Here is a 12,565-nt window from a genome sequence, read left to right on the forward strand (position 1 = left end):
CTGGCAAGACGGGAAGGGCGGCGGACATGCATCCGGAGCCGCCGATGTTGTGGACGGGGAGGCGCGTTGGACCAAGCCTCCCAAAGGGTGTCAGCGCCGAGAGGCAGAGGCGGCCAATGCGACAGCGATCACGATGATCACGCCGGTGGTCAGGTCCTTGAAGAACGGATTGACGTTGAGGATGTTAAATCCGTTCCCGATCAAGGCAATCAGCAACACGCCGGAGACCGATCGCCAGACGGCACCCGAGCCACCCATGATGGAGGTCCCGCCAAGGATCACCGCCGCAATGGCCTCGAGCTCCATGCCCACGCCTGCTTGCGGCTCTGCCATCGATATTCGTGAGACACTGATCACCCCAGCGAGGCCAGCAGCACCGCCCGAGAGGCAAAATGTCATGATCTTGATCAGTTTTGTGCGGATGCCCGAAAGCAGCGCAGCTTCCTCATTTCCTCCGACGGCAAAGACCTTGCGCCCGAAGGTGGTATGATTGAGCAGAAAGGTCATCAAGGCCATGAATACAAACAGGACGATCACAGCAACGTTGACCATTCCGATACGTTCGCGGCCCAACCATGAAAATTCAGGAATCCGAACGGGGATGAGAGCGCCCCCGGTTATCAGGATCGCAATCCCGCGATAGACCAGACTTGTTGCGAGAGTGACCAGAAAGGAGTGGACGCCAAATCCGGTAATGATCATACCATTAATTCCGCCCAACATCAGCCCGATGACGGGACCTGCGACTATGGCAAGGTAGGGATCCACATTGATGGCAAGCCAGCCGGCGGAAACCGAGGCCACACCAAATATTGCGCCGGTGGAAAGATCGAAACCGCCCCCAATGATCACCAGTGTCAAAGCGCAGGCGATTATGGCAAGCGGAGCGCTCTGATTGAGAATGTTGAGCAGGTTGCGTGCTGTGAGGAAATTTTCAGAAGCGAAACTCAGCCCGATTAAAAGAGCGCCGATAATGATCAGCACGCCGTATTGGCGGGCAAAGTCGCCCACGGCAATCCAGTTGACGCTACGTCTCTTGCTAGTTGGCAAATGTGTTTCGCTCATACGGCGATTCCCTCTTTTGGGTGTTTTTCCTGACCCTGTTGGCGAAAGATATGTTTGAGCGCATCTTGGACGGTAAGCTCGCGGCAATCGGCTTGGGCAAAAATTTGACCCTCGCTCATCAGATACCCGCGATGGGAGAGGTTGATGACTTCTTCGAGCTCTGAGGAGATCAGCAATACCCCAACGCCTGCTGCTGCCATTTCCACAATGAACTCATGAATACGCTGGCGGGCGCCGATATCGACGCCGCGACTGGGCTCATCAAGAATTAGTAGTTTAGGCCGTTCCACTGCCCATTTTGACAGCAGGACCTTTTGCTGATTGCCGCCGGAGTAGAATGCGACTTCCCCGTCAACCTTGCCTGGAACTATTCCGAAATGGTCAATCATCTTGGCGACGCGATCGCGTTCTCGGCGACGGTTGACGACGCCCATTCGGCTGATCTGTTCAAGTGAGGCCAAACTAACATTGGGGCGGGTCGTTTGGCTCAGAACGAGACCTTCTTTGCGTCGGTCTTCCGGCACAAGCGCAACGCCCTTCTTTACGGCCTGGTGGATGGTGAGGTTCTTCTGGACGTCGCCGTCGAGGACGTAGGTGCCCCACAGTAAGCGGTCTGCTCCAAAGAGCGCGCGTCCCACTTCGGTGCGTCCGGCACCCACCAGACCGATTAGACCCACGATCTCGCCTGGCCGGATGGAAAGGGAGATATTGCTGAGCCCGCTTGTGGTCGCAACCTCGCGCATTTCAGCGATTGGTGGCACCGAGTCCGCTGGAGCAGGGGGGAGCTGAGGCCAACTAATTTCTGATGCTTTGCCCAGCATTGAGTCGACCAGAGATTGCTTGGTCTCGCCTGCGATGGCGTCTGTCCTTATAACTTCTCCATCGCGCATCACTGTGACCCGATCACAGGTTGACAGGATGTGGTCCAGGAAGTGGCTGACATAGATAATGGTCGTGCCACGTGATTTGAGACGGGCGATCAGACCATGGAGGCGATCGGCCTCGTCCTCGGTCAGCGAGGAGGTGGGCTCGTCCATGATAATGACATTTGCCTCTCGTGCGACTGCGCGCATGATCTCGACCTTCTGTCGCTCCGCAATTCGCAGCGATGCCACTTTCGCATTGGGGTCGAGTCCGAATTCGCAAGTCTGTTCAAGGGTCTTGAATCTCGAGAGGTCGCCCTTGACCAGCACTCCGGCGCGATTAGTTTCCTGCCCAAGAAACACGTTCTGCAGAACCGTTAGCTCCGGAACGAGCTGCAGCTCTTGATGAATCATGGCGACGCCACGTTTCAGGGCATCGCGAGGTGAAAACCGTGTAACTGTGTCTCCTTCGATCTCCAAAGTTCCTTCATCCGCTGAATAGTATCCGCCAATGATCTTGCCGACGCTTGATTTGCCAGCGCCGTTTTCACCCACAAGGGCGTGCACAGTACCTTTGTAAAAATCGATCGTGATATCGTTGAGGATACGTGTGCCGCCAAAGCTCTTGGCGACGCCTTTTACACGAACGGCAACTTCAGATGCGGTCATGGCCATCCTTTCCGCTTTCGGTTACAGGTCGGCGCCGTAAAAGCGCCGACCCGAAAACAGACTAGATCAACCCTGCCATTCTGCTTCAAAGTCGGGATTTTCCTCGAGCCATTCCTGAGTCACAATGACCGGAGACTCCCCGAGCTTGGATTCATCGATCCAGGTCTCGACTTCTTCGCCTCTGATGGCAGCGACAATGGAGTGCAGCGCAGCTTCGCCCATGGACCGAGGAAACTGTGCGAGCGAAGCATCCCACATTCCAGAGCGAATGGCATCGACAGCGATCTGGTTAAGCCCGGCACCGATGAGATAAATATCTTCGAGGTCCAAGCCCGCGTCCTGAATAGCGATTTCTGCGCCCATCAGGTGCTGGTCAGCGTTCGATAGTACAACGTCGACATCGCGATTTGACTGCAGAATATCCTGCATCGCCGTCATCGAGGTTTCCGGGCTATAATTGCCCTCACCGGTCGCCACGATTTCGATGTTGTCATGTTCTCCCAGAACGGTCTGGTACGTTTCGTAGCGCAGATTGTCGAACGGGAAGACCAGCTGGCCGATCAGCACAACCACCTTGCAAGGATCGATGTCCTCACAATACGCGACGACGTCTTCAGCTTGACGTCGCGCTCCGATCGAGGGGTCGGACGCAACCGTGGTGACCAGGCCTTCAACCTGGGGCTCCATGTTGGAAAGGTCAGGACCAATGGGGAACAAGGTAGCAGCCGTTTTTACACCGGCGTTCGCGGCGGTTTCGAGTGCAGTCGCAATGCCGACGGTGTCATTGGGCGTGACGATCATGCCCTCAAAACGTTGGGCCGCAACGAGATCTTCAACCTGGCTGAACTGCACGGGGGCAGAGAACTCCCCGTCAAATATCTCGACCGACACGTTGTCGTATTCCGCGGCTGCGCGCTGGATGCCGTCATAGATGGCTTGATTGAACCCGTTCTGGCTGGACGACGCCAGATACGCAATGGATATTGAGTCGTCCTGTGCCAACGCTGGCAGTGGTGTGAGAGCCGTTGCGAGTACGGCAAGTTTGGTCATTGTCTTCATAGTTGAAATCTCCCTTTGAACTATGAGTGTTAGATATGTGGGCGCGCCTCATGGATTGGACGCGCGCCTTCGGTGATCGCCCCTTGAGAAGTGGGGCGGCCAAGGAAGTTCGCAGACTCAGGCCCCTCAGCCATGAGTAAGAGAAAACTTAAAGTTACGAGCGGCTGCCACTTCATGGCTTCGGCGACGCGCGCCGGCGTGTAGTGGCCAGTTTTTTCAAGAAGATTGATCGTGCCGAGGACTTTGCCGTTCGCCACTGCCGGCAAGTTGAGATTGGATCCATAGCCCAAGGCTTGGATGTGCTCCCAGTCAAAGAAGACTTCTGCGAGCTCTTCAATCGTTGTGCTTGAAAAAGGCTGCGCGGATTCGATCACCAACTGGTAGAACCGATTGCGGTCGAGCCGTTTGAAGTTGCCAAGGGCGTAGGCAACGTCGTTGTCAGTAAAGACGCGTCGGGTGCGCATTGTCCGCAAGTCGTAAAGTGACGCGGTCATCAGTCCGCATCCAACCTCGCGGATCAGCCCATCGCGCACATAGGCGAACAAGGACACGGCAGATCGTGGTTGGGATAGCGTCTGGCAAATTTTGTCTGCGTCGTAAATGTCATCACTCATAGGCGACCGCCTCGCACGTGAGCCGTTTCGCGTACGGTACGCCCGGACTTTATGACCCGTGTGAGATAGGTTTGAGGCTCGCCAAGAATGGTGACGTCGGCGAATGGATCGGCATTGACGACGATCATGTCGGCGCGGGCGCCCTCTTTAATGATCCCAGCCCGTCCCTCCAGCCCACACAGACGCGAACCCACCTCGGTTGCGCTGCGGATGATCTGTGCTGGGCTGAGCACTTTTGCAAGCAGGTCAAATTCCATGCCGCCATATTTGCGCAATTGGCCTAGGAGATCGGTACCAAACGCCATGGACAGGCCCGCATCGCGCATAATGGCAAGGCTCTCCAACCCCCGATCACGAACCACATCAATCTTTGCCTGTTCGGCTTTCCCGAGCCCAAGCGCGGCGCCTTCAAGCTTGAGCCCCTCGTAGGCGACCAGCGTTGGAACGGCGATACATCCCGCATCTGCTGCGCGCTTGGCGGTTTCGGGCGTAATTAGGTTGCAGTGCTCAAGGGAATGGACTCCGAGATCCACACAACGACGAATAGCGGCATCATGATAGACATGGGCAGCAACATAGGTGTTGGCATTACTCGCTTCCTCGACCATTGCCAGGATCTCCGCGTCGGAATACTGGATGGAGTCGATGGGATCATTGGGTGACGATACCCCGCCATTGGCCATGACCTTGATGAATTTGGCGCCTTCCTTGAGCAACTTGCGGCATGTGGCGCGGACGTTATCGACACCGTCGACAAGAATGCCCATGTTCCCCAGCCGCCATCCCAGAGCGTCGGGGCGGATGTCGGTGCGTTCACGCAGATCGGTGTGGCCGCCTGTCATAGAAAGGCCCTTGCCACAGATGACGAGGTTGGGGCCGTCGATATAACCGTCTTCCACGGCGCGTACGAGGCCCAAGTCGGCACCACCCAGATCGCGCACTGTGGTAAATCCGCGAGACAGAAGCTCTTCCATCACCGCCCCGGCGCGAAACGCGGCCAGGGAATCTGGGGCGATCGCATTGCTCCAGAGGTCCAGGGTGTGAGCGACAACGTGGAAATGACTGTCGATCAGACCTGGCATGAGCGTCTGCCCCCCAAGATCGATGATCTCGGCATTGGCCGGCGCAAGCTGGCCAATGCTTGCGATTGTGTCGCCGTCAGTTGTTACGGTCGTCGGCTCTGTGAGCGCCTCACGCTGGAAATCGAGCAACCGGGCGTTGGTATAAGATGTAACGGTCATACAGTTCCCACGCGATAAGCTGTGTGCGCCACACATCGAATTCCCGTCGACCGGCCATTGTGTGGGGCGCGCGCCAGTTCGACACTGCTGAGCTTATGTTTCATCGGCCAATCACCTGAAGTTCCCGCGGCAGGGACGTCAGAGATTTGGCGCCACTATCGGTCACCAGAACGTCGTCCTCGATCCGGACGCCGATAACGTCGGGTTCGTAAAGTCCCGGTTCGATGGTAATGACCATCCCTTCTTGGAGCGTTTCATGGTTGCCAACCATAAGCTGGGGGGCTTCGTGAATGTCGAGACCGAGCCCGTGGCCGACCTTATGTCGAATGTTGGCGTCGTAACCGGCATCGCGCAGCACCGATTGCACAGCGTGATCGAGATCGTGGATGGCAATTCCTGGCGCGACCATCTCGCGTCCAACGCGATTGGCTTCAAGGACGACCTCGTAGAGGCGACGATGGGGTTCCGGCACTTCCTCGCAAAAATAGGTCCGGGTAATATCCGCGCTGTATCCGTTCAGCTTGGCTCCGAAGTCGAACAACAGAGCGTCACCTGGTTTTAGTATGCGTTCCGAGGATGGAATGCCGTGGCAATCTGCGGACGCTCCACCTGCAAGAACGATCAGGTCAAAGCCGGGCCCGTCAGCGCCACGCGCCAGCATTTCGATCTGCAGGCGAGCCCGGATTTCGGTTTCGCTGTTGCCGGCACGCACTTGCGCCAGCGTCGCCACCAAGGCTGCCTCACTCAAATCGACCGCCCGCTGTATCGCCGAGACCTCTTCGGGCTCTTTGATCAATCGCAGCGATGCCAGCATTGCCGTTCCATCGCTCACAGCACTGCCGAAAGCGGCGCTGAGCGCTGCTGCTTCGAACTGGCGCATCCGGTTGCCCTCAACGGCCAAGGGTGCGTAACCGACCTGTTTGGCAAGCTCTGCAAGAGCGTCGGAATATCCGTCGGAGTCCTGCCAATAGACCGTGTGCGCGTGTGGTACTTCTGCCGCCCAACGATCACGCTCCAGCGCCGGGATAGCCGCGTGCACATCGCCTTCGGCGGTAACGATAAGAATGGTAGGGCGCTCCATGAGCGCGAGGCTGACACCAGTGAGATAGTAAAAATTTGGACCGGGAACGAAGGCAATTGCAGGGCAGTCTGCGGCCTTGAGCAGTTTCGAGAGTTTGGCGATCCGTTGACTGTTGTCCATGAGCGGAGCGTCTTTCATCTTTTCGGGGGGGGCGGCGTGCGAGAGCGGAGAGGTGACCAAATCCACCTCGTCGGCAATCGACGGTTCAAGCGATGACTTGATGACGGACAAGATAGCGGCCAGCATTTCGCCGGCGATCTTGTTACAGGCTACTGTGTCATTGACCCTTATGGCCGTGATCATGGCGCGATGAGTTGTAGTTTGGTGAGCAAGATCGGCAGCGCTGGCGTAGGGAAAATAATGCAGCAGTAGCGTGCGTCGACCGGCATCGAGACACAGCGGGTAATAGCGGCCCAGAAAGAAATTGCGGGCCACTTCTCCATAGCCGCGCTGGAGATGCAGCATGGCTTTTGCGATACCCAAGATATCACCGGCTTCAATCGCCACTTCAAATTGGACGACACGGTCGTCGAGGTCGACGAGATCATCGGGGGTGCGACGATGAGCGGCGTCAACGCACACGGCTCGGGTAAGAATCAGCCAAGTATCGAGAAGGTCGTTAAGCCGGTGCATCGTCAGCGGTGCAACGATAGAGGCGCGGTTGGGCAAGACGTGAACCAGGCCTTCTCCGGAGAGCATGAAGAGCGCCTCGCGCACGGGGGTGCGCGAGAGGTTGAACTCTTTGGCGATTCCCACTTCGTCTAGGCCAGAACCAGGTTCGCGCTGGAGATTGAAGATCTCTTCGCGCAGGGCTTGATAGACTGTGGTGGCGCCGCGTTCGCGTCGTACCGCTGCCGATTTTTCCGATTCATCGAGCTTGGACATTCGGACAGTTCCTGTTCCTTGGGCCTCGCCTCCACCCAAAGAGGCTAGCATAAAGTTTGTATTATTGTCTTGCATAAAGTTTGCACGCAACTTAGCATCTTGGCAATGGGTTGCGGGAGACCCCCGTGAAACGGGCGTCTTCTGTGGTGCGCGCGCTGTTACCAGCGTGCGTAAACCTCGAAAATTGACCCCGCTTAACCGGGGCATGGGATCATCAAAGGAGAGGTTGGTAGAATGTCTTCAACCGGATACCGCGTCTCGGCCGATATCGGCGGGACCTTTACCGATATCGTATTTCAAAACAGCCAAACCGGGGCTGTACGAGCGCTTAAGGTTCTCTCGACCCCCCAAAATCCGGCACTGGCGGTGCTTGATGGCGTTAAAAAGGGGTTGGGCGAGAGCGAGCATATCGATTTTTTCGTACACGGCACGACGGTGGGCCTCAATTCGGTCCTGACGCGCAAGGGCGCCAGAGTGGCGCTGGTTACGACCGAGAACTTTCGCGATGTTTACACCATCCAGGGCAATGACCGCGGAGAGATTTTTTCGATCCGATGGCGCAAGCCCGAGCCCTTGGTTTCGGTCGAGGACACCTTCACCGTACGCGAGCGGATAGCGGCTGACGGAACGGTGGAAACGCCGATCGATCTGAGTCAGCTCGACGCTGTTGTGCGCGCGGTGAGCGAGAACGGCTATGATGCCATCGCGATCTGCTTTCTTTTTGGCTTCCGAAATCCCGAGCATGAGCTTGCTGCAGAAGCGTATCTGCGCGAGCGGTTGCCTGATGTCGATATTGCGCTCTCGCACCGGGTGTCACCGGAATGGCGGGAGTTCAACCGGATATCGACCACCGTGATGGATGCCTTCACTGCACCGGTAGTGCGCAGGTATCTTTCGACCTTGGTTGAGCAGATGGCCGATACGCTGCCTGAAGGTGGGCGGGTTCATGTCATGGAATCCAACGGCGGCGCGATGACCGCTAACGCTGCCGCCAGCAGTCCGCTTCAGACGCTGCTGTCGGGGCCAGTAGGGGGTACCATCGGGGGTAGATCCTTGGCCGAACAGACGGGGCGAAACAATTTGATTTGCGTTGATATGGGCGGCACCTCGTTTGATGCCAGCTTGATTGTCGATGGGCTGCCTTCGATCTCCAACGAGACCACTCTAGAAGGTTTGCCGGTCCAAATGTCGGTAGTGGACATCCATGTGATTGGTGCTGGTGGCGGCTCGATCGCTTGGGAAGAGGCAGATGCGCTGCGTGTGGGCCCACAATCGGCCGGGTCTGTCCCCGGTCCGGCGTGCTACGGCCGCGGAGGTGTCGAGCCGACGGTGTCGGATGCAAATTTGGTACTCAAACGCCTCGATAGCTCGAACTTTTCCGGCGGAGAGATGACACTTGATTCTCAAGCGGCGGAAACAGCAGTCAGGTCTTTGGGTGACCGGTTTGGACTCGAACCTGCGGCATTTGCTCAGGGCATTATCGACATTATCAACGCAAAGATGGCTGATGCCATCCGAACAATCACCGTCCAGCGCGGGATAGATCCACGAGACTTTGCTCTCCTGGCCTATGGTGGTGCTGGGCCGAGCCAAGCTGCTGCCTTGGCCGAACAGCTCGACATCGGTGAAGTGATCATTCCGGTTCATCCGGGTGCATTTTCCGCATTCGGGATGCTCCAGACCGATATGCGCCACGACTTTAAAATGACCTGGTATGGTGATTGGAGTGCAGCGTCGCCGCTGGAATTGACGCAGGCTTTCGAAGGGTTGGAGGAGCAGGGCCGCGAGCATCTCGAGCATGAGGGCATGGATGAGACCGATATCAGTTTCGAGCGGTCGGTGGATCTGCGCTACGAAGGTCAAGAATATGTGCTGACAATACCGGTCGGCACGGGAACGGTGGACCTCAAAGCGGTGCGCGACCGGTTCGATGTCGCCTATCAGGCCCAGTACGGCCATTCGAGTGCGACTGCCGGTGTTGAAGTTGCCAATTTGCGCGTCGCGGCACTTGGGCGTTTGCGGCGTCCGGGATTGCCCAGCCCCAAAGACCGCGAAAGCCACACCATTCGCACCCGCAAGGTCTATTTCGACGGCACCGAGCATGACACCACCATTGTGCGTCGCGAGGCTTACGCGCTTGGCGATACACTCGTCGGGCCGGCGATTATCGAAGAAGAAACGACAACCACTCTGGTGCCTCCTGGCTGGCGCGTCGAGGTGATCATCGGTGGCCACCTATCCATGACAAAGATCGACGGGGAGTGAGTGCAATGACAATGAAAAGCGATCCGATTACGACCGAAGTCGTCCGCAACTTTGTTATCTCCTGTGCCCAGGACATGAATGCCGCACTTTGGCGTTCGGCCTATTCCCCGGTGATTTACGAGGGCCGGGACAGCGCTGTGGCCATCCTTGACGCAGAAGGCAACATGCTGGGCCAATCGACCGGTGTTCCGCTCTTTGTGGGGGCCATTGATGCGTGTGTGCATCTGGTGATCGACAAGTATGGCGATGACATTGGCCCCGGCGACATCTTTTTGATGAACGACAGCTACCTTCAGGGCACTCACCTCAATGACTTTACGGCTGTGGGGCCATTGTTTCATGAGGGTGTTCTGGTTGGGTTTGGCGCAGCCCGGGCGCATTGGTCCGACGTGGGTGCTATGGATCCCGGCATGCCCATGGGGTCGAACTCGATTTTTCAGGAAGGCTGGCGTCTTGGACCCACTCGGGTCATCAAAGGCGGCGAGGAGCTTGAGGACTGGATCGATCTTATTCAGCGCAACACCCGAATGCGGTCCGCAATCCTGGGCGATTTCCGCGCTCAGGTCAGCTCGATCCGAACCGGGGAGCGTCGGCTAGGCCAGTTACTGGACCGGATTGGCCGAGATACCTACAGGGCGAGCTGTCTCAACATCTTTGAACAGTCGCGCGCCTTGGATCGAGCTGCAATAGCGGCTCTGGCCGACGGGACCTGGTCACGCGAGGGATATCTCGACAATGACGGGCAGTCCGATGAGCCTGTGAAGGTTCGTCTGACGCTTACAATCGCGGGCGAGAACATGCTCATTGACCTGGAGGGGTCCTCTCCCCCGGTTGCGGGCTCCATCAATTGCGGGGCAGTGCAGACGCAATCGCTGTTGCGGCTTGCTTACAAGACGATGATTAGTCCTGATCGCGCGATCACTGGCGGGTCTTTCTCGACAATGAGCGTCAAAATTCCCGAAGACTGCATGTTCAACGCAAGAGAACCCTATGCGTGCACGTGGTACTTCACCGGGCTGGGGCTGCTGGCTGACCTTATGATCGCGTGCCTGTCTGAGGCTATGCCGGAACAAGCTACAGCCGCTCATTACGGAGACTCCATGGTAGCCTCCTTTTTTGGCGTTGATCCGCGCAAGAAACAATGGCTTTCAGTAGAAGCAACCGCAGGCGGTTGGGGCGGCTCGAACGGATCGGACGGGGAAAGTGCGCTCATCAATCTGGTCAATGGTGGGTTCCGCAACCTCTCGGCCGAAGTCTATGAAACAAAATTCCCAGTCCGGATCGAAGAATTTTCCATCCGACCCGATACTGGTGGAGCCGGTCGTTGGCGGGGAGGCAATGGCGTCGTGCGAAGCTATCGCATGATGGAAGATGCTGGCGGGGCATTGTGGTTTGAGCGCAGCAAAACCCCCGCATGGGGTCTTAAGGGTGGCAAGGATGCTAAGGGGCCCGAAAATACCCTGATCTTACCTGATGGCACCCAAGAGACGCCGCTCAAGATGCGAGCGCGTGTACTACCCAAGGGCACTCTCGTCATTACCCGCACTGGCGGCGGCGGTGGTTTTGGCAATCCGCTTGAGCGCCCATTCGCAGAAATTCAGCGCGATCTCGATCGAGGATACCTTTCGATTGGGGCAGCTGAAAGCGACTATGGAGTCGTCATAGTGTCCGGTCGGATAGATGAGGCGGCCAGCACGCCGCGTGCTACTCAGTAGAACTCGGCGGGGCAGGGACCTGCCCCGCCTTGTTCAAGCATTAAGGAGAAGGGCCATGCCCGAGACAGCCCAACATGGGCAGAATTTGAATGCCCGGGTTTCCGAGGTGCTTGCCAAAAAGGGCGTCACCCCTGCAGACATTTTGGGACTGGTTGCCGACCGGCTTCGTGAAAACGTGGGGGTCAAGCTGGTGACGGTGACCCAGCGCGACATTACAGATGGCTCATTTCTGCGGCTCTATTCTTCGATGCCAGATGCCTACGCAGCGGCAGGGCGAAAGCCGCCGAACGATACGCCTTGGAGCGAGCACGTCATCGAGCAGCAGCAGACCTTCGTAGCCAATGACTATCAAGGGCTCGCGGCAGTGATGTTTGATCATGAGTTGATCCTGTCGCTCGGTTGTGAGTCGATCGTCAATGTTCCAATCGTAGTTAAGGGTGCAGTCATCGGCACCCTTAACTGCTTGTCGGGACCAGGGCATTTCGATGGACAGGCCGTGGAAGCCTGCGAGGGAATGCGCCACCTCGTCGCCTTGGCGCTTCTGCTCTATGAGGTCGCACGATAAACATCGGCGGGCGGCCTTTGCGCGGGTGACCGGGATTGGTGGAACTCACCTGGCGGCTTTAAGGCTGGCCATACCGCAAACCAGACTTTCAAGTCATCAAGCAAACGCCGTAGAGTACAAAGTCAGGCTTCTAACACGCGTGGCCTTGGTAGACGTGAATTCCACAAATTCGGCGAACGGTCGTCTGATGCCAACTACAGTCATCGGCCCATTCGCAGCTCCGATCTTTCCGTGGCTAATGGCATTGAAGATCTCGACCGCGCTCACATCTTCAGGGACTTAAGGAAGTGACGCAACATCCTCCACTCTCCCCTCAAGGCTGATCCCCGCTATGAGGTCGATGACGAGATCTTCTACAAAAGCGTTCTTCGGCGAATTTTTGCATTTTCCGCTCCGCCTTGCTTTCACGGAGACCTTCCTGTCCGAATATGACGTACACTGCCATTGTTCGAAAATCACGCCTACTGATCAAGATAACGTTGTCGGTCCGCAGAGCCGGGTCAGGAATAAGACCGGCGACTTCCGAAATGGACCAAGGAGCTG

The 12,565-nt window shown here is 57.2% G+C and carries 9 protein-coding genes; 3 read left to right on the forward strand and 6 right to left on the reverse strand.

Annotation, left to right across the window (positions count from 1 at the left end; all coding sequences use genetic code 11):
* Nucleotides 1-90: 90 nt before the first annotated feature.
* From BLR31_RS14110 to BLR31_RS14135, 6 genes are all read right to left on the reverse strand, one after another.
* Nucleotides 91-1,065: an ABC transporter permease gene (locus tag BLR31_RS14110; protein ID WP_090597341.1), complete on the reverse strand. Its 975-nt coding sequence runs from the start codon at nt 1,063-1,065 to the stop codon at nt 91-93.
* Nucleotides 1,062-2,597: a sugar ABC transporter ATP-binding protein gene (locus BLR31_RS14115; RefSeq protein ID WP_176762674.1), complete on the reverse strand. Its 1,536-nt coding sequence runs from the start codon at nt 2,595-2,597 to the stop codon at nt 1,062-1,064. The genes BLR31_RS14110 and BLR31_RS14115 overlap by 4 nt, the downstream gene beginning before the upstream one ends.
* Nucleotides 2,598-2,663: 66 nt before the next feature.
* Entirely contained in the window at nt 2,664-3,656 is a 993-nt protein-coding gene (locus BLR31_RS14120) for a sugar ABC transporter substrate-binding protein (protein ID WP_090597343.1), read from the reverse strand.
* A gap of 29 nt (nt 3,657-3,685) precedes the next feature.
* Nucleotides 3,686-4,270 (reverse strand): hypothetical protein, encoded by a 585-nt coding sequence (locus BLR31_RS14125; protein ID WP_176762675.1) that lies wholly within the window; start codon nt 4,268-4,270, stop codon nt 3,686-3,688.
* On the reverse strand, nt 4,267-5,511 hold the full coding sequence (locus tag BLR31_RS14130) for a metal-dependent hydrolase family protein (protein ID WP_090597344.1): 1,245 nt from the start codon (nt 5,509-5,511) through the stop codon (nt 4,267-4,269). The genes BLR31_RS14125 and BLR31_RS14130 overlap by 4 nt, the downstream gene beginning before the upstream one ends.
* A 100-nt stretch (nt 5,512-5,611) precedes the next feature.
* Nucleotides 5,612-7,477 carry a M24 family metallopeptidase gene (locus BLR31_RS14135; RefSeq protein WP_176762676.1) on the reverse strand — a complete coding sequence of 622 codons (1,866 nt, stop codon included), beginning with the start codon at nt 7,475-7,477 and terminating at the stop codon, nt 5,612-5,614.
* 234 nt (nt 7,478-7,711) lie between these two features.
* Between BLR31_RS14135 and BLR31_RS14140 the strand changes: the two genes are divergently transcribed.
* The 3 genes from BLR31_RS14140 to BLR31_RS14150 are packed head-to-tail and all read left to right on the forward strand — an operon-like array spanning nt 7,712 to nt 12,022.
* A complete protein-coding gene (locus BLR31_RS14140) occupies nt 7,712-9,742 on the forward strand; it encodes a hydantoinase/oxoprolinase family protein (protein WP_090597346.1) in 2,031 nt (676 codons plus the stop codon).
* 5 nt (nt 9,743-9,747) lie between these two features.
* Nucleotides 9,748-11,457 (forward strand): hydantoinase B/oxoprolinase family protein, encoded by a 1,710-nt coding sequence (locus tag BLR31_RS14145; protein ID WP_210183934.1) that lies wholly within the window; start codon nt 9,748-9,750, stop codon nt 11,455-11,457.
* 55 nt (nt 11,458-11,512) lie between these two features.
* The gene (locus BLR31_RS14150; RefSeq protein ID WP_090597348.1) at nt 11,513-12,022 is read left to right on the forward strand and encodes a GAF domain-containing protein; all 510 of its coding nucleotides are present in this window, start codon (nt 11,513-11,515) and stop codon (nt 12,020-12,022) included.
* Nucleotides 12,023-12,565 lie beyond the last annotated feature (543 nt).

Source organism: Pelagibacterium luteolum, from assembly GCF_900100665.1.
Taxonomy (GTDB): Bacteria; Pseudomonadota; Alphaproteobacteria; order Rhizobiales; family Devosiaceae; genus Pelagibacterium; species Pelagibacterium luteolum.

Excerpts from the sequence above, each read along its gene's own strand:
- BLR31_RS14145 (WP_210183934.1), top strand. The coding sequence starts at position 9,748 with ATGACAATGAAAAGCGATCCGATTACGACCGAAGTCGTCCGCAACTTT.
- BLR31_RS14135 (WP_176762676.1), bottom strand. The coding sequence starts at position 7,477 with ATGTCCAAGCTCGATGAATCGGAAAAATCGGCAGCGGTACGACGCGAA.
- BLR31_RS14110 (WP_090597341.1), bottom strand. The coding sequence starts at position 1,065 with ATGAGCGAAACACATTTGCCAACTAGCAAGAGACGTAGCGTCAACTGG.
- BLR31_RS14150 (WP_090597348.1), top strand. The coding sequence starts at position 11,513 with ATGCCCGAGACAGCCCAACATGGGCAGAATTTGAATGCCCGGGTTTCC.
- BLR31_RS14130 (WP_090597344.1), bottom strand. The coding sequence starts at position 5,511 with ATGACCGTTACATCTTATACCAACGCCCGGTTGCTCGATTTCCAGCGT.
- BLR31_RS14115 (WP_176762674.1), bottom strand. The coding sequence starts at position 2,597 with ATGACCGCATCTGAAGTTGCCGTTCGTGTAAAAGGCGTCGCCAAGAGC.
- BLR31_RS14140 (WP_090597346.1), top strand. The coding sequence starts at position 7,712 with ATGTCTTCAACCGGATACCGCGTCTCGGCCGATATCGGCGGGACCTTT.
- BLR31_RS14125 (WP_176762675.1), bottom strand. The coding sequence starts at position 4,270 with ATGAGTGATGACATTTACGACGCAGACAAAATTTGCCAGACGCTATCC.
- BLR31_RS14120 (WP_090597343.1), bottom strand. The coding sequence starts at position 3,656 with ATGAAGACAATGACCAAACTTGCCGTACTCGCAACGGCTCTCACACCA.